The following is a 21,155-nucleotide window of genomic DNA, read 5'->3' as shown; positions in this document are numbered from 1 at the left end:
CCCCTGTCAACGGCTAAGGTCAACCACATTGCGACAAGAGCGACCTTGCACGCGCCTCGCGCCGCGCATACCCACGCGGACACAGTCATTTTTCGTTGGGGGTTTCATCATGCGTCGTGTCTTGCTTCTTGCCACCTGCGCAGCGCTCGTCACCGCGCCCGCGCTCGGCCAGTCGGTTGATCGCACGCAAACCACGCGAATCATCGACGAGGGCATTGCCCATAGCGAAGTGATGCTGACCGCAGAACATCTCGCCGACGTGATCGGCCCGCGCATGACCAATTCCCCCGCGATGCGCACGGCGGAGACCTGGACCCAGGCGAAGTTCACCGAATGGGGGCTGAAGAACGTCCACAAGGAAGGCTTCGATTTCGGTCGCGGCTGGTCCATCGTCAGTTCCAGCGTGAAGATGCTGACCCCGCGCCCGATCCAGCTCACCGCGATCCCCATTGCGTGGACGCCCGGCACCAACGGGCCGATTGCGGCACCGGTCATCGTCGCGCCGATTTCACGCGTGCGCGATTTCGACAAGTGGCGCGGCAAGCTGTCGGGCAAGATCGTCATGGTCACGCTGCCCAACACTGGCTCCGAACCGGGCGAGGCTCCCTTCCAGCGCTATACCGGCGAAGAACTTGGCAAGCTCGACCAATATCAACAGCCCACCTACAATCCCGAAGCCGCCGACCGCCGCCTGAAGCGCCTCGATTTTGCGAAGAAGCTCGATGCCTTCCTGAAGAGCGAGGGGGCGGTCGCAATGGCGACGATGGCGTATCGCGACGGCAAACTCGTCAGCGGCGAGGGCTACACCTTCGGGGTCGGCGATACGCCGTCGCTGCCCGCAGTTCAGATCGCAGCGGAGGATTATCGCCGCCTTGCCCGCCTCGCCAAGATCGGCCCTGCACCGACAGTGGAGATCAACAGCGACGTGCGCTTCGACGATAGCGACACGCGCGCCTATAACGTCATCGCCGAAATCCCCGGTTCCGATCCCAAGGCCGGTTATGTGATGGCCGGTGCCCATCTCGATTCGTGGGTCGCGGGCGATGGTGCTGCCGACAATGGTGCCGGCTCGGCAATGGTGATGGAAGCCGCGCGGATCATCGCCAAAACCGGCATCCGCCCCAAGCGCACGATCCGCTTCGCCTTGTGGGCGGGCGAGGAGCAGGGCTTGCTCGGCTCGCTTTCTTATGTCGAAAGCCACCTCGCCACGCGTGGCAACCCGAGCGACCCGAAACAGACCGGGCTTGCGCTGTACATGGGCTGGTCCAACCGTTGGCCGATCACGCCAAAGCCCGGCTGGGGCGAGCTGGCCGCGTATTTCAACCTCGACAATGGCTCGGGCAAGGTGCGCGGCATCTATGCCGAGAACAATCCGGCGGTGGTGCCGATCTTCCGCGAGTGGCTCGCCCCGTTCGGCCCGATGGGGGCGAAGGACGTGGTGATCCGCACCACCGGCGGCACAGACCATGTCTTCATGCAGGCGGTCGGCGCGCCCGGCTTCCAGTTCATCCAGGATCCGCTCGACTATGACAGCCGCGTCCACCATTCCAGCATCGACACCTTCGACCATTTGAAGGGCAATGACATGCGCCAGGCCTCGACCATTCTCGCGTCGTTCCTGGTCAATGCCGCCAATGCCGAAAAGGCCCTGCCCCGCCCGCCCTTGCCGACCAAACCGGCGGTGACCGAGCCTTTCGCTTATTCCGACGAGGATGAATAAACCCGTGTCTGTACCGCTTGCCTTTGACCTTATGCTTACTGCGCGCGCGCTGCGCGCTTCGATCGTGGAGACCAACTGATGGCTCGCCGTGGACATCGCCCGTCACAGGCCCCTGCCGGTCGCCCCCGTTTTTGGGGACGCCACGCCGTCACCGCAGCACTCGCCAACCCCGAACGGGTAGTGCGCAAGCTCTGGGTGACGCGGGAGGCCGCCGCCAGCCTCGAAATCCCGCCGGTGATCCCGATCGTCTATGCCGATGTTGCCGATCTCGCACGGCTGGTGCCGGGCGATGCCCCGCATCAGGGGCTGGTCGCCGAGGTCGATCCGCTGGAGGATATGTGGCTCGGCGATTTGCTGCAGCAGGGCGAAGGCGACCAGCGCCCGTTGCTGGTGCTCGACCAGGTGACCGACCCGCACAATGTCGGCGCGATCATGCGCTCGGCCGCCGCGTTCGATGCGCTCGGCATCGTCACGCCCGACCGGCATGCGCCACCCGAATCGGGCACGATCGCGCGGGCGGCCTCGGGTGCGCTCGAAATCGTGCCATGGGTGCGTGTGGTCAACCTCGCGCGCGCGCTCGAGGAGATCGCTGAAGCCGGTTTCTGGCGCGTCGGGCTGACCGGCGAGGCTACGCAGACCTTGACCCAGGCAATGGGCACGCAGCGCGTCGCGCTGGTGCTGGGTGCCGAAGGCGAAGGCATGCGGCAGAATACGGCATCGCATTGCGACGAGCTTGCGCGTTTGCCGATCTCCCATAAGGTTGAAAGCCTGAACGTGTCGAACGCAGCGGCCATCGCGCTGTACGCGGTGGCGTCACGCTGAACGGGAGGTTCGACATGACGGCACGTCTCGCGCGGCGGCTGACGCTAAAGCTGCTGGGCGTGCTGCTCTTGCCATTTGCCTTGGCCAGCTGCGTGCTGACCCCCGGCACGTTCGTGTCGAGCTTGCGGATCGACGCCGACCGGCACTTCACCTTCACCTATGTCGGGGAGGTGATCGCGGTCGATTTGGGCGGCGAGTTCGCCAAGGGTATGAAGGATGGCGGCGACGGCGATGCCAAGGGGACCGACCCCGCCGCCACCGACGATGAAGAACCCACGCTCCAGAAAATCGCCAAGCAGAAACCGGTCCCGAAGGACACCAAGCCCGCCGAAACCGACGGCAAGGCCGCAACCGACGCCAAGAACCGCGCGATCGCCGCGACGCTCGCCAAGGAAATTGGCTATCGCAAGGTGAGCTATCTCGGCGATGGCAAGTTCAGCATCGACTATGCCATTTCCGGCACGCTCGATCGCGGCTTCCTGTGGCCGTACAATCTGGACGCGGAGGTGCTGTTTCCGTTCATCGCGCTGGAAGTGCGGGCGAACAATACGGTGCGGATCAAGGCACCGGGCTATGCCAATCAGAGCGACGCCAGCAAGGGGCTGGCAGGCGGCATGACCGACAAGGGGCCGACAAGCCAGCTCGACGGCACCTTCACGCTCGATACCGATGCCGAGATCGTCAGCCAGAATCAGGAAGATGGTGCGGTGACGACGGGCACGCGCAAGACCGTGACGTGGAAGGCGACACCGACCACCAAGGATGCACCAACGGCGGTGTTACGCTTCAAATAGGGTACGGGCGGCGACCGCGCCGCCCGCTTGCCGCCTCAATCCTCGGCGGCGATGCGGACCTTCAACCCGTCCAGCGCATCGGTCAGTTCGATCTGGCACGACAGGCGCGAGGTCGCGTCGCGGTCGGCCGAAGAATCGAGCAGATCGTTCTCGTCTTCGCTCATCTTGGGCAGTTTGGCCGCAAAGTCCGGGTCGACATGAACGTGGCAGGTCGCGCATGAACAGCACCCGCCGCACAGCGCCAGAATTTCATCGATCCCCGCGTCGCGGATGACTTCCATCACCGAAAGGCCGGCATCGCCTTCGATCTCCCGTTCTTCCCCTTCGCGGGTCACGACGATAAGCTTGGGCATGAACGATCCTTTGCGATAGCCACTGTCTCCACCGCCATGCCGCCAGAAGCGGCCCCGATCAAGGTATCACCGCATGGGCCTCAGCGCCGACCAGTTGAAAACCGCGCTGGACGCGCTGGCGGAACGGGAACCAGCCTTTGCCGCCGCACTCGCCCGCGTCGGGTATCCCGCGCCGCGCCTGCGCGAGCGGGGCTATGCCACGCTGCTGCGCACCATCATCGGGCAACAAGTCAGCACCAAGGCCGCGCAGAGCGTCTGGAACAAGCTCGAAGGGCTGGTCGGGTCGCTCGACGACCCGGCCAATATCACTGGCGCAACCGACGAGACGCTGCGCGAGGCGGGCCTGTCGCGCCAGAAAGCGGGTTATGCGCGCAGCCTCGCGGCGTTGGTGGCGAGCGGCGAACTCGATCTGCACCATCTGCCTGCGGATGACGAGGAAGCCATCGCCAAGCTGGTCGCGGTCAAGGGCATCGGGCGCTGGTCCGCCGAAATCTATCTGCTGTTCGCAGAAGGCCGGACCGACATCTGGCCGGCGGGCGACCTGGCGGTGCAAATTGAAATTGGCCGTATCCTCGGCCACGAGGCGCGCCCAAGCGAGAAGCTGGTGCGTGACCTGGCCGAGCCGTGGCGTCCGCACCGTGGGGCCGCCGCGATCTTCGCCTGGCATCATTATCAAAGCGACATGACGGTCGTCTGAGCCATGGCAAAAGCAGACCGCCTCGCCCGGCTCGACGACCGTCGCGCCGAAATCGAAACCGAATATCGCACGCTGCTGCTCGCCGCGCTGCAGCGGACGGCGGCGGGCCAGTGGGGCTTGTTCGGCCACACCAAAGACCGGGCTCACGCCGCCAAGGCGGCCCCGACGGTGCTGGAACTGACCGAATTGGGCGAAACCGCCGATCAACTGCGCGAACAATTATCGATGCCGCCCTTTGCGCTCCACGCGGATTTTGTTGCATCGCGCGGCCCCGTATCGGCACACGCCGTCGGCGAACCAAAGCAAGCGCAAGCGTGGCTGGCACGGCTGGAATCACAGGAAGGGAAACCCGCATGAGCGGAAAGTGGAAACTGGGCGTCATCGGCGGATCGGGCCTGTACGCGATCGATGCCTTGCACAATCCGCGCTGGCACCGCGTCGATACGCCATGGGGGCAGCCGTCGGACGAATTGCTGTTCGGGTCGATCGGCGACGTCGAACTCGTCTTTCTGCCGCGCCACGGACGCGGGCATCGCATCAGCCCGTCGGAGCTCAACTTCCGCGCCAATATCGACGCGCTGAAGCGCAGCGGCTGCACCGACATAGTCGCCATTTCGTCGATCGGGTCGCTGCGCGAAGAATTGCCGCCGGGGCATTTCGTGGTGGTCGATCAGTTTATCGATCGCACCGTCGCGCGTTCATCGAGCTTCTTCGGCACCGGCATGGTCGCGCACGTGTCGATGGCCGAACCGGTCTGCCCGCGCCTGTCGGGCTATGCGGCGGAGGCGGTGACAGCGGCAGGCGGCGCGGTGACCAAGGGTGCCACCTATCTGGCGATGGAAGGCCCGCAATTCTCCAGCCGCGCGGAAAGCCTCCTCTACCGCCAATGGGGTGCCGACGTGATCGGCATGACCGCAATGCCCGAGGCCAAGCTCGCCCGCGAAGCGGAGATGCCCTATGCGCTGATCGGAATGGTCACCGACTATGATTGCTGGCGCGAGGAAGCCGCGTTCGTCGAAGTGGCCGAAGTCATCAAGCAAATGGGCGCAAACGGCGAAATCGCACGCAAGGCGTTGGCGGCTTTGGTCGCAGCCCTGCCAAGCGAGCGCACGCCCTCCCCGCTCGACACCGTGCTCGACCACGCGCTGATCACCGCCCCCGCGTCGCGCGATCCGGGCGTACTGGCGATGCTGGATGCGGTGGCCGGGCGCGTGCTGGGCAAATAACCCTGCTATCTTCGTGGCTTTGTGTCTTCGTGCGAGCCTTTTCTCACACAAAGCCATGAAGAAGGGACAAAGGCGGTTGCGCCGGGGCCGCTCAGCGTGCGAGCGCGACGATCCGCTCGGCTTCGCTCAGGTGCAACCGCTCGACCATCTCGCCCTGGACGCGGATCGCGCCTTTGTCGGCGTTTTCCGGCTGCGCAAAGGCCGCGATCACCGCCTCCGCCCATGCAACGCGCTCGGCCGACGGCGCGAAGGCGCGGTTGGTGAGCGCGATTTGCGCCGGGTGGATCAGCGTCTTGCCATCGAAACCGAACGCCGCCCCCTGCGCGCATTCCGCCGCCAGTTCGGGCGTTTCGGCCAGCACATTCGACACCCCGTCGAGCGCGATCAGGCCATGCGCGCGGGCCGCCGTCACGATGGCGGTCAGATGCGGCAGCAGCGGCAGGCGGTCGGCACCCGGTGTGCAGCGCATGTCCTTGGCCAGATCGTTAGTACCCGCGATCAGACAGCCCAGCCCACGCGTCGCGGCGATCGCAGGCAATGCGAGCATCGCCGCGCACGTCTCGATCATCGCCCACAGCGGAACCTCGCCGAGCAGTGCGCGCGCTGCCGACAGATCATCGGGGTGCGACACCTTGGGCAGGACGATCGCGTCGAACCCGGCGTCACGCGCAGCCTCGCAATCGGCGATGCCCCATTCGCTATCGAATGCGTTGATCCGCAGCGCCAACGTCCGCGTGCCAAACCCGCCATCCGCCGCCGCTTGCATCGCCTGAATACGGGCGCTCGCTTTGGCCTCGGGCGCGACGGCGTCCTCCAGATCGAGAATCACGGCATCGCAGGCCAGGCCCCGCGCCTTCTCGATCGCGCGCGCGTTCGACGCCGGCATGAACAGGGCACTGCGAAGCGTGCGCATTATTGGGCCGCGGCCTCCCGCCGGGTTGGCGCAGGCGCGTCTTCCCAGCCACCGCCCAGCGCCTTGAACAGGCTGATCTGCGCATCGGCCACCGCCGCATCCGATTGCGCCAAAGCGGCGCGCGCATCGGCCCGGTCGCGCTCGGCCTCGATCAGCAGCAGAAAACTGTCCGCCCCATAAGTGAACCGCACTTGCGACAGCTTGGCCGCCGAAGTGCTTGCCGCTTCGGCGCGGCGCAAAGCGGCGTTGCGCTCCAGCGCCCCGGCATAGCGCGCGAGCGCTTGCTCCACTTCGCTCAGCGCGCCGAGCACCTTGCCATCGAATGTCGCAAGGCTGGCATCGGCACCGGCGCGCGCCTGGCGAATGCGTGCGCGCGCGACGGTCTGGTTAGGGAAGCTCCACGAGATGAGCGGCCCGAATGAATAATTGGCCGCGCTGCTCTTGAACAACTGGCTGCCGCGCGTGGCGTTGAGGCCAATGCTGCCCAGCAACGAGATCTTGGGATAGAGATCAGCCACGGCCACCCCGACCCGCGCCGTATCCGCCGCGAGCGTACGCTCGGCGGCGCGCACATCGGGGCGGCGCGCGATCAACGCCGCACCATCACCGACGGGCACCACGGTGTGCATCGTCGGCGGAGCCTTGCACGCATCGGCAGCGGCATCGACTTGCTCGGGCGGCAGACCGGTCAACACCGCCAGCGCATAAAGCGACGCGCGGCGTTCGGCCTCAAAGCCCGGAATGCTCGCCTGCGTCTGCGCGAGCAGGACGTCGGCGCGCTCCACATCGCGCCGCGTGCCGCGCCCTGCGGTGAACAGCGTGTTGGTCAGCCCAAGCGTGCGCTGTTGCAACGCCACCGTCTCGATCGCGACCGCGCGTTGCGCGGCATTGCTGCACGCGCTGGCATAGGCCCGGGCGGTTTCGGCGGCGACCGACACGCGCGCCGCATCGAGTTGCGCTTGCGCCGCCTGGGCATCGCCGCGCGCGGCCTCGATCGCGCGCGTCACGCCGCCAAACAGGTCGACCTCGTATGACGCATCGAAGCCCAGCTTGAAGCTATCGAAGCGAAAGGTCTGCGGCGCGGCCGCAGCGCCGCCAAAGGCCGCCGCGCTCGCGCTATTGGCCTGTTGGCGGCTATATTGCGCGCTCGGGCTGGTCGTCGGTAGCCGCGCGCCCGTCTGTTCGGACAAGACCGCGCGCGCGCGCTCAAGATTGGCGGCGGCCACGCGGATGTCGGTATTGTGCGCCAGCGCCTCGGTGACCAGCCGGTCGACCGCCGGATCATCATAGAGCCGCCACCAATGGTCGGGCAGCGGCGTTGCCGCAATCGCCGCGTTGTGGCTCGCTTCCACAAAGCCGCCGCCCGTGGCCGGAACGGGCGTCGTGGGATGGCTGTAATTGGGCCCGACGACGCAGGCCGACAATGCCAGCGCCGGCAGCGCCAGGCCGAGGATACGCACCATGCGGGTCATACCGGATTACCCTCGATGTGGTCGCCCGCCGTCGCCACACGCGGCTTGCGGCGGAGCTTGCTGGCAACCCAATCGCCCCCCTTGCGGCTGATGACGTAGAAGCTCGGCGTGAACAGCAGGCCAAAGGTCGTCACGCCAATCATCCCGAAGAACACCGCCACGCCCAGTGCCTTACGCATTTCCGAACCAGGTCCCGAACTGATCACCAGCGGCAACACGCCGAGGATGAAGGCAATCGAGGTCATCACGATCGGGCGCAAGCGCTGCTCGGCGGCGTGTTCGGCCGCCGCGTGCAATTCCATACCCTGGTCTTCGTTCGCGCGCGCAAACTCGACGATCAGGATCGCGTTCTTCGCCGCAAGCCCGATCAGCACGACCAGGCCGATCTGCGTCAGGATGTTATTGTCCATCCCCATGATGTTCACCCCAACGATCGCCGCCAACAGGCACATCGGGACGATCAGGATGACGGCGAAGGGCAGCACCAGGCTTTCATAATTGGCCGCCAACAGCAGGAATACGAACAACACCGCCAAACCGAACACCAGCGAGCCGGTATTGCCCGCCTGCGTTTGCTGGAAGGCGATTTCGGTCCATTCGTAGCTCATGCCCTTGGGCAGGATCTGATCGGCCAGCCGTGCCATCGTCTGCAAGCTCTGCCCCGAGGAATAACCGGGCACCGTGTCGCCCTGCAGTTCGGCCGAGGGATAGAGGTTGTAGCGTACCACGCGGTACGGGCCGCTATCGTTGCGGAGCGTCATCACCGCGTCGAGCGGCACCATGTTGCCGGCTGCCGATCGGGTGCGCAAATGCCCGACATCCGAAATCTGGTCGCGATACGGCGCGTCGGCCTGCGCGGTCACCCGGTAGGTGCGCCCCAGATAGTTGAAGTCGTTGATGTACGCCGAACCGAGATAGGTGCCGAGCGTCGAGAACACGTTCGAAACCGGCACGCCCATCTGCTCGGCCCGTTCGCGATCGATATCGGCGAACAGGCGCGGCGTACGCGTGTTGAAGGCAGAGGTAATGCCCGGCGTCTGGTTGGCCTTCATCATCATGCCGAAGGCGGCCCCTTCCAACGCCTTATAGCCGAGGTTGGAGCGATCCTCGATCAGCATCTTCCAGCCGCCGCCCGTGCCGATGCCGGCGACGGGCGGTGGCGGGATGACCAACAGCAAACCGCCCGAAAGCGGTGCGAAGGCTTGCCGCATCTGGTTGGCGATAAGGGTTGCATCGGCGCGATCCGCGCGGGGCTTCAGGGTGATGAACATCGCGCCGCCATTCGAGGCGGTCGAGAAGGTGGCACCGTCGAGGCCGGAAAAGGCGACCGTGTCGCGCGTTGCCGGGTTCTTGCGCGCGATATCGCTCGCGCGCTGGATCAATTCGGTCGTCCTTTGCAGCGAAGAGCCCGGCGGCAATTGCGCCGCGACGATCAAATACCCCTGATCCTGCGCCGGAATGAACCCGGTCGCGGTCGCGGTGAAGCGCCACCCGGCAAGGCCGATCAGGATGATGTAGGCGATCCCGATGATCGCGAGGCTGCGAACCGCGCGCGCGGTGAACTTGCCGAAGGTGCGGCCCAGCCAATCGAACCCGCGATTGAAACCGCGCGCAAAGCGCGTGCCCCACCCGCGCCAACCTGGCTTCGGCTCCCCATCATGCTTGGGCTTGAGCACCATCGCCGCCAGCGCCGGCGACAGCGTCAACGACACGAACGCCGAAATCGCCGTCGCCGACACGATCGTCAGCGCGAACTGCTGATAGAATTGCCCCGAAATGCCGGGAATGAAGCTGGTCGGAATGAACACGCCGCACAGCACCAGCGCGATCGCGATCAGCGCGCCCGACACTTCGTCCATCGTCTTGTGCGCGGCCTCGCGGGGCGAGAGCCCCTCCTCCTCCATCAAGCGTTCGATATTCTCGACCACCACGATCGCATCATCGACCACGATGCCGATCGCCAGCACCATCCCGAACAGCGACAGGTTGTTGAGGCTGAACCCGAAACCGCCCAGCACGGCCAAGCTGCCGATCAACGAAACCGGGATCGCCACGATCGGGATGATCGCCGCGCGCCAACTTTGCAGGAACAGCAAAACCACCAGCGCGACCAGCACCAGCGCCTCGACCAGCGTATGCTCGACCGCCTCGATCGACGCCTGGATATATTCCGTGGGATTATACGGGATCGAATAGCTCAGGCCGGGCGGGAAGCTCTTCGCGGCACGGGCGACTTCGGCCTTCACCGCTTCGGCCGTGCTCAATGCATTCGATCCGGGCAATTGCGTGATGCCGAGCGCGGTCATGTGCTTGCCGTTGAGCGCGGCGTTGATCGTGTAGTCCTGCGCGCCCAGCTCGATCCGCGCGACATCGCGCAGCCGCGTCAGCCGCCCCTGCGTGTCGCGCTTGATGATGATTTCGCCGAACTGATCGGGCGTGGTCAGTCGCCCCGTCGCCTGGATGCCAAGCTGGAAGGCGGTGCCGCCCTGGTTGAACGGCGGAGCACCCACCGCACCGGCGGCAACCTGCACGTTCTGGGCGCTGACAGCGGCGACGATTTCATCGACCGTCAGATTGCGCGCGGCGGCGCGATCGGGATCGATCCACAACCGCATATTGTAATCGCGCCCGCCGAAGCTGCGGACGCCACCGACACCGGGAATGCGCGAGATCCGGTCGATGATTTGCGTCGTCGCATAATTCGACACGTAGGATTCGTTCAACGACCCGTCGGGCGATGTCAGCGCGACCACCAGCAGGATGTCGGGCGAATTCTTGCGCACCGTCACACCGATCTGGCGGACTTCGTTGGGCAGGCGCGGTTCCGCAGTCGAGACGCGGTTCTGCACCAGCACCTGTGCCTGATCGACATTGGTGCCTTGCTTGAACGTCACGGTAATCGCCAGCGACCCGTCCCCGGTGGCCGAGGAGGACATGTAGATCATGTTCTCAACGCCGTTGATCGATTCCTCGAGCGGCGCGGCGACGGTTTCGGCGAGCGTTTCCGCATTCGCGCCGGGGAAGGTCGCGCTCACCACCACGGTTGGCGGCGCGATCTGAGGATATTGCGCGACCGGCAAGGACGGATATACGACCACGCCGAACACGACGATCAGGATCGACAGCACCGCCGCGAAGATCGGCCGATCTATGAAGAAATGGGGAAATTTCACGAGCGCGGGGCCTTAATTGGCGGTTGCGTCAGAAGCGGGCGGGGCTGTTTCCTGGGTGGATTGCGGCGCAGTATCGGCCGCCTTTGGCCGCATCTTCACCAAATTCTGCTTCACCGCCATGCCCGGTTGCAACGTCGTAATGCCGTCGATCACGACATGCTCGGTCGGTGCGAGGCCGGATTTGACGACGCGCAACCCTTCCACTTGCGGGCCGGTTTCAACCGGACGCGCGACGACTTTGCCATCCTGGCCGACGACATAAACCAGCTTGCGGGTCTGGTCGGTGAGAATCGCCTCATCCGGCACCAGCATCGCATGATAATGGCCCGAGCCGAGCAACCGCGCCCGCCCGAACAGCCCCGGCGTCAAGAAACCCTCGGGATTGGCGATGACGGCATGCGCCCGGATCGTGCCCGAATTGGGATCGACCGCATTGTCGACGAACTCCATGCGCCCATGCCAGCGATACCCCTTCTCGTCGCCGAGCTGGACCTCGACCGGATTGGGGGTGTTGCGGGAGGAGCCGCGCTCGCCCGTTTTGGCCTGGCGCAGATATTTCAGGTAAAAGCTCTCCGCGCCTTCGAAGGAGAACCAGATCGGATCGGTCGACACCACGCGCGTCAGCACCGTCGTCGCCGCCGTCGCGTAATTGCCCTTGCTCACGCGGCGATCCGAAACGACGCCGGTGATCGGCGAACGGACCGTGGTGAAGCCAAGATTGAGCTCAGCCGTCGTCACATTAGCGCGGCCAGCGCCCAAATCGGCCTGCGCGGTGCGCACCGCGGCAAGCTTGGTCTCATATTCTTCCTTGCTGATCGCTTCGGCGGCCAACAGCTTGTCCGCGCGCGCCAATTCGGATTGCGCATTGGTCAGCGCGGCCTGCGCCTTGGCAACCTGGGCGCGCGCTTGCGCCAGTGCGGCGGCATAAGGGCGTGGATCGATCGTGAACAGCGCCTCACCGGCCCGCACGCGCTGACCGTTGGCAAAAAAGATCCGGTCGATGGTGCCGGACACGCGTGGGAGCAGTTGAACGTCCTGAATCGCCTCGAACCGACCGACATATTCATCCCAGTCGACGACATCGCGTTGCAGCGGCAATGCTACGCTGACCTGCGGGGTTGGCGGTGGCGGCGGTGCCTTTGACGAACAGGCGGACAAGGCCACAATCGCGGTCGCAAACGGGATCAAGCCCATACGGCCAAGCATTGGTGTCATCGGCGCTTTGATCCCTACGAGCATCATGGTCTGAATGCACCCCCGCCACGCAGCCCGCTTCTCCGGCAGGCCTGCTCGTAATCGTGTGTAGAAATGAGAACGACGGTGCGCCAATGCAATAGAGCATCCGTAAAATACCCAATTGATTTTGGTATATGCCTGATAAACTTCACTATTATTACAGGCACCCGCTGCTCGGGCGCATTTACCAAATCGGATGTCGTCCGCAACGATACCCACGCGCCGCGCCCAGCAAGCGGTTCGACCACCCATTTGAAACATCTCCCGCCCCCACACAGTGATTGTCGTCGCGCATAATGCCCGATAGCCTCCCTCGCATGACCACCGCCCGATCCGCCCGCGCGCTGTTCGCAGCGACCGCTTTCCTCGTCACCGCTGCGGCACCTGCGCCGAGCGACCAGGCGCACTGGCAGGAGCAAGCCGCGCGCGTCACGATCACCCGAGACACATGGGGCATCGCCCATGTCGTCGGACAAAGCGACGCCGATGCCGTGTTCGGCGCGACCTATGCGCAAGCGGAGGACGATTTCAGCCGCATCGAAGCCAATTACCTGACCGCGCTTGGCCGCACCGCCGAGGCGGAAGGCGAAGGGGCGATCTGGGCCGATTTGCGCCAGCGGCTCTATGTCGATCCGGTCGATCTGCAGGCGCAATACCGCGCCAGCCCAGACTGGTTGCAACGGCTGATGACAGCCTGGGCCGACGGGCTGAACTATTATCTGGCGACCCATCCGCAAGTGCATCCCAAGGTGCTGACGCACTTTGAGCCGTGGATGGCGCTGTCCTTCACCGAAGGCAGCATCGGCGGCGATATCGAACGCATTTCGCTGGCGGAGCTCGCCGCTTTCTATGGCGGACAGAGGATCGCCGTTGCGGCGGAAGACGCGGGCCCGGTGCCGCGCGAGCCGCGCGGATCGAACGGCATCGCCATCGCCCCCAAAAACACCGTGGACGGCCACGCGCTGCTGCTGATCAATCCGCACACCAGCTTCTATTTTCGGTCCGAATTGCAAATGACCAGCGGTGAGGGGTTGAACGCTTATGGTGCCTCCACCTGGGGGCAATTCTTCATCTATCAGGGCTTTAATGAACAAGCCGGGTGGATGCACACCTCGTCCGGCGTCGACAATGTCGATGAATTTGCCGAGCAAACCGCACTGACCCGCTCCGGCCGCTTCTACGTCTATGGCAAGGACGTCCGCCCCTATCGCACCAATCCGATCACCCTTGCCTATCGCTTGCCGGACGGGACGCTCGCGTCGCGCAGCTTCACCACATACGCCTCACAACACGGCCCGATCGTTGCCCAGCGCGACGGCAAATGGATCGCCGAGGCATTGATGTGGAAGCCGGTTGCCGCGCTCGAACAAAGCTGGCTGCGCACCAAGGCGCACGATCTCGCCAGCTACATGCAGGTCGCCGAGCGCCAGGCCAATTCGTCGAACGACACGCTGTTCGCCGATGCCAAGGGTGAGATCGCCTATCTCCACCCGCAATTCGTGCCCGTGCGCGACAATCGCTTCGACTATACCAAGGCGGTAGACGGGGCCGACCCGGCAACCGACTGGAAAGGCCTGCACACGGTCGCGTCGCTCCCCAATGCGATCAATCCCGGCACCGGCTGGGTGCGCAACACCAATGACTGGCCGTGGAGCGCCGCCGGGCCGGACAGCCCTAAGGCGAAGGACTATCCGCGTTATATGGACCAGGTCGGCCCGAACCAGCGCGGCGTCCATGCCGACCTGTTGCTGACCGGGCATCGCGATTTTACGCCGCAGCGGCTGATCGCGGCGGCTTATGACAGCTATCTACCGGCCTTTGCCGAGCTAATTCCGCCGCTGATAAGGGCCTATGACGCACTGCCCAGCAACGACCCGCGCCGCGCCAAACTCGCCGAACCGATCGCGACGCTAAAGGCGTGGGATTACCGCTGGAGCGCGGAGTCGGTGGCGACGACGCTTGGCGTCTTATGGGGTGGCCGGATGTGGCGCGACGTGGGCAGCTTCATCCAGTCCGAGCAGATCAACGTGCCCGCCGCGATCGCCAAGCAGGTATCCGCTGATCGCAAGCTCGCCGCACTTGGCGAGGCGGTCGACCAGTTGAACCGCGACTTTGGCGACTGGCGCGTCGGCTGGGGCAAGATCAACCGTTTCCAGCGGCTCGACGATGCCATTGCCCCGCACTTTGATGATACCAAGCCGAGCATTCCGTTACCGTTCGCGTCGGCGCAATGGGGCAGCCTCGCGTCCTTCGGGGCCAAGCCCTATCCCAATACCAGGAAACTCTACGGGTCGAGCGGCAACAGCTTTGTCGCGGTGGTGGAATTTGGTCCAAAGCTGCGCGCCTGGGCGGTCACGGCGGGGGGCGAAAGCGGCGACCCCGCCTCGCCGCATTTCAACGATCAGGCTGCGCGCTATGCGACGGGGGCGCTCCGTCCGGTCTATTTCTACCCGGCCGATTTGGCGAACCATGTCGAGCAACGCTACCGCCCCGGCAACATCCCCGTCTCCACGCGGCCGCAATAAGGTCTGCGACGAGTGCGAACGGCACAGTAGGTTACCAGGCGATCGATACCCCCAGGCGAACATTGCGCGGGCGCAGCGGCGTCGTTTGTTGCCGCGTGGCGAGAATGGTCGGGTTGCCGAGCGCAAACCGATTCGCCGTCGCATTGGCAAGATTGTCGCCGCTCAGCGACACATCAAGATTACGCCAATGCCAGCCGATTTGCGCATCAAGCACGCTATACTTGCCTTGGCTAACGTCCAGGAAGTCCCCGGTGCCGAGAAGAGAACGCCCGACATAACGACCCGACACCCCCACACTGAAGGTCGACGATCGGCCTTGCATCCAGCGGTAGCTTAGCCCCCCATTGCCAGCAAAGGCCGGGGTCTCCGGCAATCGGCGATTGGCGCGGACCGACAATTGGGCAAGCGGGCCATCGACGACGTTATAGGTGTAGAGAAAGGCGAAATTGGCGTGCAGCCCGCGCACGATCGCCCAATCTCCCGAAGCCTCCAGCCCGACAATGTCGGCATCGCCGATATTGGCCGTATAGGGCTGGCCTCGGGTGTTGTAGAGATCGGCCTGAATGTTGCGCCACCGTGCGTAGGACACGGCGGTGGTCAGTTCCAGGCCCGTCGGACCCGTGCGTTGCTTGCGGATGCCGACCTCGCCGACCAGAATCGAGTCGGAACGGAAATCGAGAACCCGCCCGACCCCCGTCGCCACCGCGAGCCCCCCCGTACGATATCCCGACTGCACGCGCGCAAACACCGCCGTGCGCTTGTCGATCAGCCAGGACAGCCCGAGTGTCGGATCGACGCGTCGCGTGGCGCGCCCTTTGATAAAACTGTTGTTGCGCGGGCGTACCGACGGCTCACCGTCGGTACGAGCGGTGGTAAAACGCGTTCCCGCCGTGAGCGTGAGGCGCGACGAAACCGGCCAGCTCGCTTCGCCAAAGGCCGACAGGCTGTCCGTCATGTTGGTGACGCCGATGATATCCAGCGGCTGGTCCGGCGGCCCAAGCGCGCGCGCCTGAATGTCGCGATCATGCAGAAACGCAATGCCAACCAACCAGCCGATATGATCCGGCACCGCGCGCGACAGTCGCGCCTCCTGCACGAACAAGGCATTCGACTGATCGTTGGTATAGATCGTCGGCCCCTTGCTGCCGATCGCGCGGGTCGCATCAAAGGTGTCCGACGTCTGCAATTCAACATAACCAGTCGCCGAAATCAGATCGAGCCCGCTGTCCCAATGTTTGCGCAGGACGCCCCGCAGCAGTTTGATCTCGCTGCTATAAGGCTGCGCCAGGGAGCGCCGCGCGAGGGGGCCGACGGTTTGCTCGGCATATTGGGCATCGGCAGCCTCAATTCGTTGGGCGAGCCCGCCGAGTTCGACGCTCCATCCATCCCCCGGATCGATGGCGAGCGTCGCACGCCCGCCAACCGTATCGGTGCGGTTGATATTCGAGAGTTTTCTTGTGCGATCGGTGATAAAACCGCCGTCGCGATCACGATAGCCAACGACGCGCAGGCCCACGCGGTCCTCGATCAACGGTAAGTTGGCCATACCAGCAACATCGAAACCGCCGCCACCGCCCTCGGTCGCGGTCGCACCGCTGCTCAGCGAAGCCGAGGCCACCCGCAAATCAACCGGATTGGGCGTCAGCCGTATGATCCCGCCGATCGCCCCCGATCCGTACAAGGTCCCCTGTGGCCCCTCCAGCACCTCGACGCCTTTCATATCGTAAAGGTTGAGGCTGGGCTCCGGCCCGGAATATCCTAGAGGCACCTCGTCGAAATAGATGCTCGCGGTGGATTGCGTGGCACCGTTGAAGCTGCTGTCGGCAACCCCGCGAATGAAAATCTTGTTGCGACCGACGCCGAGCTCGGTGTTCTGCAAGACCGGCGTACCCCGCGCGACCTCGTCCATATCGATGGGACGCCCCGCCAATGCACCCGGAGAAAACCCGCCGACCATGAGCACGCTGCCGGGGAACCGAAGCAAGGTAGATTTCTGCTTGCCTGCCGTAACGATGATGTCGTCGCCTGACGCCGGTTCCGGAATCCGCGGCGCCAACAGGCGCGGATGAAGGACCAGTCGCGGAGCCCGTACGATGCGGTAGCTGCGGCCATCGACCGCCACCGCACGATAGCCTGTGCCATCCAGCAGCCGCCGCAAGGCTTCGCGTGGCGGCATCTGGCCGGTCACGCCCCGGGTCCGAACCCGCGCCAGGCCCGGCTCGGTGCTAATGATGTCGAAGCCGATTTGGCGCGCCAGCGCCGTCAATGCCTCGTCGAGCGGTTCAGCGGGGACCGCAACGCGCGGCGAATCGGCGGCCGCTACAACCGGTATGCTGGAGAAAAACACAAAGGCGAAGATGCGACGTCCCAGCCGTTTTGTTTTTCTGTTCAGGCACAGCAAATTACGGCTATTTCGGCGAGATGGTCCATCGCTCGCCATCGTGATGCCACTCAGCCCCAACCAGCGCGGCAATATGCGGAACATCCCGCGCCGCTTCACCCGTGAAGCGGACCATGCCGGTAAAGGGCTGCTGCGACAAGCTCGGCTCAATCGAAAGGATGACTCCGTCGATCCGTCTGACCGAAGTGATGACACGCCCGAACGGTTCCCCGCCAAAGGCGACAACCCCATTTCGCCAGCTGCCGACCTTGGCGGCGTCGATCTTCATCACCGTCACGCTGCCAAGATCCTCCCGCGCCGAGACCGCAGCGCCGGAGCGCAGCGTCACCGCTTGCTGGCGCGGCTGGAACAAAACCGACCCTTCAGCGACCTGCACATCAAACCGCGCGCCATCGCGTTCGACATTGAAGACGGTGCCCAAGTCCTGGACCGTCATCGTGCCGGATCGCACCGTAAACGGATCGCGCGGATCATGGCGGACATGGAAAGTCGCCTCGCCCGCCTGGAGCGTTGCAATTCTAGGATTGTTGCGGTCCAGCACCAACCGGCTCGCGCCGTTCAGCTCAATCCGCGTACCGTCGCTCAGCGCGATATCCTGCCGCTGACCTGGCTTGGTTTCAACAGCATAGGCGGCGCTCGCACTGCCGGAACCGATCGGTGCCACCATCAGCGTAACACTGGCTGCGGCCGCAACCGCTGCCCCTCCGCCAACCCACGCCCAAAGGCGTCGAGTCGGTGCCCGCGCCACGACTGGCGCTACCACCATGGGTTGCGCGGGAAAAAGATCGGCGCGTTCGGACAACATCGCCATGTCGAGCGCAACCGTGTCAAAAGCCTGCGCGTGCGCGGGATCTTCCTCCAGCCAGGCGACGAAAGCGCGCCAGTCAGCCTCGCCCATATCGCCCTGGCGCAAATGCCAGTCGATGGCGCGGTCGACGATAGTCGCGTCTTCAACGGCCACGATGAGAGTCCCCTTCATCGGATAGACGATACACATCGCCCGATTCCGCCTCGCCCGCCAGTTTATATGCGTGAATTTCTTTAACAGCCCGTCTCAACAGCTTTTCGACACCGCTAACCGTCATGCCAAGCCGCTCGGCGATCTGCTTTTGGGGCAGGTTTTCGACGCGATACAGGCGCAAGGCCTGGCTCATCCGCTCAGGCATCGCGGCGAGCGCGGCTTCGAGTCGCGCAAGCCGCTCGCGCGCCAGCAGAGTGTGCTCGATCGAGGGATGCTCCTCGGCCGCAGGCTGCACCTCCAGCCATGCGGTGTCACGCGCCCCCGCGCGCGCCGACGCGATCCGCCGATCCGCCGCCAGATTCGTAGCCATGCGATACAGATAGGCGGCCGGCTGGGCGACGGGCGGCGCGCCGTGCTGATCGAGCTTGAGCCAAATGTCCTGCAGCGCATCCTCTGCATCGGCGGGATTGCCGAGACGTGCCGCGAGCAAGCGCAACAGCATCGGCCGTTCCGCCAGGAACACCGCCTTGAGACCGGCCTCGGTCATCGATGAAGAAGCAGCCACGGCATTCTGCCGTCTAGAGCGCGCCGCGCGTCACTTCGCAAGCGCGCACATACATTTACCGACGATCAGGCGGGTGTGGCCGAACGGTTGGCAAAATCCGTCTGCGCGTAAAACTGACGTTCGCGGATCCGGTCGCTCGTCAATTTACGCGCGGCAAGCCGACGACCGAGGAAATCGTAGAAGAACCAGTCGCGGGCGGGCTTCGGAGTCACATGATACAGAACGCGTTCCAGCAACGTCCAGCGGATCGATTCCCGATCGCGTTCGCGGGGTGAAGGCGCGCACCACAGAGCACCGCCATAAGCCAGCCGACCAAGCTTCGCCATGCGGTGCATGATCTCGTGATCCTCCAGCACATAGCCCCAGCGACTGGCATCAAATTGCCCCGCGCGGCGCAGCGCATCGGTACGGAACACTTGCCCCGCCCCACCGGCGTGGCATTGCGCCGGCAGCAGCTTGGCCGCACGCGCCATGCGCTGCGCCGCCTGGGCGTGATCCTCTGCAGTCGCGGTGGGCGTGACGAAATAGGCACCCCCTGCCACCGCGCCCGAGGTTTCGAGCAGATGCTGCGCCTTGCGCAAATAATCGGTCGGATACAGCGTATCGGCATCGCACGTCGCGACGAACGGCGTCTTCGTGCACTCGATGCCGCTTTGCAGCGCGTTCACCTTGCCTGGACGGCGATCGACGCGCAGCGTGAAGGAAAGACCGAGCCGCTGGCAGATCGCCGCCGCAACATCGCCGCTGCCATCGGTTGAGCCATTGTCGATCAGGATCAGCTCGAACGGCACGTCCTGCGCGGCAAGGCTGGCCAAAGTGCCATCCAGGAAATTCCGCTCATTGAAAAAGGGAATCAGCACAGTCCACGCGCAAGGGCCACGATCGACGCTGGTCGCGCTGCGCTCCCACGGCGAATTCCAGCCTTGATAGTCCTGCGATTCGAGTAGCATGTGTCGTTCCTGCGCTGGTCAGCGTGGTCAATAGGTCGAGGAGAGAGCGGCGACTGCCGACAAGGCGCGCGCTCGGTTCGCCAGTGCGCAGATGCCCCCCGACAGGCTGCGCCAACCGCCCGGCCGCGCAAAACGGGTGTCGACTCCCGTAAAGTGTTTCGCGGTCGGCATCGGCAAACGAGATCTCCTCGTTAACAAAACGATACCGACGCGCGAAAACCGGACGGGATAATCGGCGTTATGGAACTTTTTTTGCTATCGCGCGTGCGGTGGGCGGAAACACCCTCATAATGATCGCGATTTCAAACGCTTCGTTTGCCGACCTTACGCTTTCGCGTGGCCTCGCGCGGCGAAGTGCGCGATCAGCCAGCTCCGCACCATGCTGATCGTCGGGTCGGCCAGATCGTCGGCACGCAGTTTCAGATAGTAACCGAACCCGTCGTTGATTACCGCTTCATAGGGAATGACAAGCTGGCCTGCGGCGATTTCGGGCGCGAACATGTCGATATCGGCGAGCGCCACACCATCCGACTGCATCGCATAGCTGACCGCCAGTGCGTTGGCGTCGAAGGCAAGGCCACGGTCGGAGTCGAGCGCGATGCGACACTGATTGGCATAAGCGCTCCACAACAGTCCGCGCGGCTGCCCCTCCAGCTTGACGTGGAGCAACGGCGCATCGGCCAGGAACTGCTCCAGCGTCTTGCCCCGGTGCCGTTCGGCGGTCTGCGGAGCGCACACCGGGGCGACGCGCACCATCCACAACAGATCGGTGACGCGATCGTCGATATTGGGGCGATCGAACACGATCGCCATATCCGTCTCGGTGCTGGGCAAGCCGACCGCGTGCGAGCTCGAAATATCGATGCGGATGTCGGGATGCTCGGCGTGGAAGGCCTGGATCATCGGCATCACCACTTGCTGCAACAGCGTCGGCGGGATGTGGATGCGGATCGGACGGCTGGCGGCGGGATTGGCGCAGATCGCGTTCATCGTCTGCTCCAGCCGGTCGAACGCCTTGCCGACTTCGGGCAGCAGCACCTTGCCCGCTTCGGTCAGCACCAGCGCCTGGCCCGAACGATCGAACAATTTGTGGCCGAGCAGTTCCTCCAGGCTGATAACATGGCGGCTCACCGCGCTTTGCGAGACGTTGAGCGCCTGCGCGCCGGCGGTGAAGCTCAGCCGCTGGCCGACCGCGTCGAATGCCCGTAGCGCGTTCAGCGGCAACCAGCGCCGGTTGACAGGTGTGGTGCGTGCGATGGGAATCCCCCTGCTGGCTGGTGGCACATGGCAAGCCTTACGCGCGGCTATGCCGTTTTTCGATACCAAGCGTGTTTTTTCGGGCGGTGC

Annotated in this window: 17 protein-coding genes; 7 read left to right on the top strand and 10 right to left on the bottom strand. The window is 64.5% G+C overall.

The window, feature by feature from the left end:
• The first annotated feature begins 109 nt into the window (after positions 1-109).
• The 3 genes from EJC47_RS11525 to EJC47_RS11515 all read left to right on the top strand — a co-directional run bounded on the left by EJC47_RS11525 (position 110) and on the right by EJC47_RS11515 (position 3,336).
• A complete protein-coding gene (locus EJC47_RS11525) occupies positions 110-1,720 on the top strand; it encodes a M20/M25/M40 family metallo-hydrolase (protein ID WP_033965661.1) in 1,611 nt (536 codons plus the stop codon).
• 78 nt (positions 1,721-1,798) lie between these two features.
• Positions 1,799-2,542: a 23S rRNA (guanosine(2251)-2'-O)-methyltransferase RlmB gene (gene rlmB / locus EJC47_RS11520; protein ID WP_126847796.1), complete on the top strand. Its 744-nt coding sequence runs from the start codon at positions 1,799-1,801 to the stop codon at positions 2,540-2,542.
• A 14-nt stretch (positions 2,543-2,556) separates the two neighbouring features.
• Positions 2,557-3,336 carry a hypothetical protein gene (locus tag EJC47_RS11515; RefSeq protein ID WP_260591555.1) on the top strand — a complete coding sequence of 260 codons (780 nt, stop codon included), beginning with the start codon at positions 2,557-2,559 and terminating at the stop codon, positions 3,334-3,336.
• 35 nt (positions 3,337-3,371) lie between these two features.
• Here the strand turns inward: EJC47_RS11515 and EJC47_RS11510 are convergent, their stop codons facing one another.
• The gene (locus tag EJC47_RS11510) at positions 3,372-3,689 is read right to left on the bottom strand and encodes a 2Fe-2S iron-sulfur cluster-binding protein (protein ID WP_126847794.1); all 318 of its coding nucleotides are present in this window, start codon (positions 3,687-3,689) and stop codon (positions 3,372-3,374) included.
• 73 nt (positions 3,690-3,762) lie between these two features.
• Between EJC47_RS11510 and EJC47_RS11505 the strand changes: the two genes are divergently transcribed.
• Genes EJC47_RS11505 through EJC47_RS11495 form a run of 3 tightly spaced genes read left to right on the top strand, consistent with a single transcriptional unit; the run spans position 3,763 to position 5,612 of the window.
• A complete protein-coding gene (locus tag EJC47_RS11505) occupies positions 3,763-4,386 on the top strand; it encodes a DNA-3-methyladenine glycosylase family protein (protein ID WP_126847792.1) in 624 nt (207 codons plus the stop codon).
• A 3-nt stretch (positions 4,387-4,389) separates the two neighbouring features.
• Positions 4,390-4,743 (top strand): hypothetical protein, encoded by a 354-nt coding sequence (locus tag EJC47_RS11500; RefSeq protein WP_033965665.1) that lies wholly within the window; start codon positions 4,390-4,392, stop codon positions 4,741-4,743.
• On the top strand, positions 4,740-5,612 hold the full coding sequence (locus tag EJC47_RS11495) for an S-methyl-5'-thioadenosine phosphorylase (RefSeq protein WP_126847790.1): 873 nt from the start codon (positions 4,740-4,742) through the stop codon (positions 5,610-5,612). The genes EJC47_RS11500 and EJC47_RS11495 overlap by 4 nt, the downstream gene beginning before the upstream one ends.
• Before the next feature lie 91 nt (positions 5,613-5,703).
• Here EJC47_RS11495 and EJC47_RS11490 read toward each other — a convergent pair whose 3' ends face one another.
• The 4 genes from EJC47_RS11490 to EJC47_RS11475 are packed head-to-tail and all read right to left on the bottom strand — an operon-like array spanning position 5,704 to position 12,385.
• Complete coding sequence (locus EJC47_RS11490) at positions 5,704-6,525, bottom strand: HpcH/HpaI aldolase/citrate lyase family protein (protein ID WP_126847788.1); 822 nt, start codon at positions 6,523-6,525, stop codon at positions 5,704-5,706.
• A complete protein-coding gene (locus EJC47_RS11485; RefSeq protein ID WP_260591554.1) occupies positions 6,525-7,997 on the bottom strand; it encodes an efflux transporter outer membrane subunit in 1,473 nt (490 codons plus the stop codon). The genes EJC47_RS11490 and EJC47_RS11485 overlap by 1 nt, the downstream gene beginning before the upstream one ends.
• Complete coding sequence (locus EJC47_RS11480) at positions 7,994-11,170, bottom strand: efflux RND transporter permease subunit (protein ID WP_126847786.1); 3,177 nt, start codon at positions 11,168-11,170, stop codon at positions 7,994-7,996. The genes EJC47_RS11485 and EJC47_RS11480 overlap by 4 nt, the downstream gene beginning before the upstream one ends.
• 12 nt (positions 11,171-11,182) lie before the next feature.
• A complete protein-coding gene (locus tag EJC47_RS11475) occupies positions 11,183-12,385 on the bottom strand; it encodes an efflux RND transporter periplasmic adaptor subunit (protein ID WP_260591553.1) in 1,203 nt (400 codons plus the stop codon).
• Between the two features lie 338 nt (positions 12,386-12,723).
• Here EJC47_RS11475 and EJC47_RS11470 point away from each other — a divergent pair, with 338 nt between their 5' ends.
• The gene (locus EJC47_RS11470; protein ID WP_126847784.1) at positions 12,724-14,931 is read left to right on the top strand and encodes a penicillin acylase family protein; all 2,208 of its coding nucleotides are present in this window, start codon (positions 12,724-12,726) and stop codon (positions 14,929-14,931) included.
• Positions 14,932-14,962: 31 nt separating this feature from the next.
• Here the strand turns inward: EJC47_RS11470 and EJC47_RS11465 are convergent, their stop codons facing one another.
• The 5 genes from EJC47_RS11465 to EJC47_RS11445 all read right to left on the bottom strand — a co-directional run bounded on the left by EJC47_RS11465 (position 14,963) and on the right by EJC47_RS11445 (position 21,092).
• Positions 14,963-17,371 (bottom strand): TonB-dependent receptor domain-containing protein, encoded by a 2,409-nt coding sequence (locus tag EJC47_RS11465; RefSeq protein WP_409574484.1) that lies wholly within the window; start codon positions 17,369-17,371, stop codon positions 14,963-14,965.
• On the bottom strand, positions 17,340-18,293 hold the full coding sequence (locus tag EJC47_RS11460) for a FecR family protein (protein ID WP_126847780.1): 954 nt from the start codon (positions 18,291-18,293) through the stop codon (positions 17,340-17,342). The genes EJC47_RS11465 and EJC47_RS11460 overlap by 32 nt, the downstream gene beginning before the upstream one ends.
• Entirely contained in the window at positions 18,283-18,840 is a 558-nt protein-coding gene (locus EJC47_RS11455) for an RNA polymerase sigma factor (RefSeq protein WP_033965017.1), read from the bottom strand. The genes EJC47_RS11460 and EJC47_RS11455 overlap by 11 nt, the downstream gene beginning before the upstream one ends.
• 83 nt (positions 18,841-18,923) lie before the next feature.
• Positions 18,924-19,808, bottom strand: coding sequence for a glycosyltransferase (locus EJC47_RS11450; RefSeq protein WP_185867647.1), 885 nt, complete (start codon positions 19,806-19,808; stop codon positions 18,924-18,926).
• A 324-nt stretch (positions 19,809-20,132) separates the two neighbouring features.
• Complete coding sequence (locus tag EJC47_RS11445; RefSeq protein WP_249340872.1) at positions 20,133-21,092, bottom strand: LysR family transcriptional regulator; 960 nt, start codon at positions 21,090-21,092, stop codon at positions 20,133-20,135.
• Positions 21,093-21,155: the final 63 nt, after the last annotated feature.

The organism is Sphingomonas sp. TF3 (assembly GCF_003985085.1).
Lineage (GTDB): Bacteria > Pseudomonadota > Alphaproteobacteria > Sphingomonadales > Sphingomonadaceae > Sphingomonas.
The sequence above is the reverse complement of the archived record's forward strand: the minus strand, read 5'-3'. Positions and strand labels throughout refer to the sequence as shown.

Coding starts and splice junctions, on each gene's coding strand:
- EJC47_RS11525 (WP_033965661.1), top strand. CDS start 110: ATGCGTCGTGTCTTGCTTCTTGCCACCTGCGCAGCGCTCGTCACCGCG.
- rlmB (WP_126847796.1), top strand. CDS start 1,799: ATGGCTCGCCGTGGACATCGCCCGTCACAGGCCCCTGCCGGTCGCCCC.
- EJC47_RS11515 (WP_260591555.1), top strand. CDS start 2,557: ATGACGGCACGTCTCGCGCGGCGGCTGACGCTAAAGCTGCTGGGCGTG.
- EJC47_RS11510 (WP_126847794.1), bottom strand. CDS start 3,689: ATGCCCAAGCTTATCGTCGTGACCCGCGAAGGGGAAGAACGGGAGATC.
- EJC47_RS11505 (WP_126847792.1), top strand. CDS start 3,763: ATGGGCCTCAGCGCCGACCAGTTGAAAACCGCGCTGGACGCGCTGGCG.
- EJC47_RS11500 (WP_033965665.1), top strand. CDS start 4,390: ATGGCAAAAGCAGACCGCCTCGCCCGGCTCGACGACCGTCGCGCCGAA.
- EJC47_RS11495 (WP_126847790.1), top strand. CDS start 4,740: ATGAGCGGAAAGTGGAAACTGGGCGTCATCGGCGGATCGGGCCTGTAC.
- EJC47_RS11490 (WP_126847788.1), bottom strand. CDS start 6,525: ATGCGCACGCTTCGCAGTGCCCTGTTCATGCCGGCGTCGAACGCGCGC.
- EJC47_RS11485 (WP_260591554.1), bottom strand. CDS start 7,997: ATGACCCGCATGGTGCGTATCCTCGGCCTGGCGCTGCCGGCGCTGGCA.
- EJC47_RS11475 (WP_260591553.1), bottom strand. CDS start 12,385: ATGACACCAATGCTTGGCCGTATGGGCTTGATCCCGTTTGCGACCGCG.
- EJC47_RS11470 (WP_126847784.1), top strand. CDS start 12,724: ATGACCACCGCCCGATCCGCCCGCGCGCTGTTCGCAGCGACCGCTTTC.
- EJC47_RS11465 (WP_409574484.1), bottom strand. CDS start 17,371: ATGGCGAGCGATGGACCATCTCGCCGAAATAGCCGTAATTTGCTGTGC.
- EJC47_RS11455 (WP_033965017.1), bottom strand. CDS start 18,840: ATGACCGAGGCCGGTCTCAAGGCGGTGTTCCTGGCGGAACGGCCGATG.
- EJC47_RS11450 (WP_185867647.1), bottom strand. CDS start 19,808: ATGCTACTCGAATCGCAGGACTATCAAGGCTGGAATTCGCCGTGGGAG.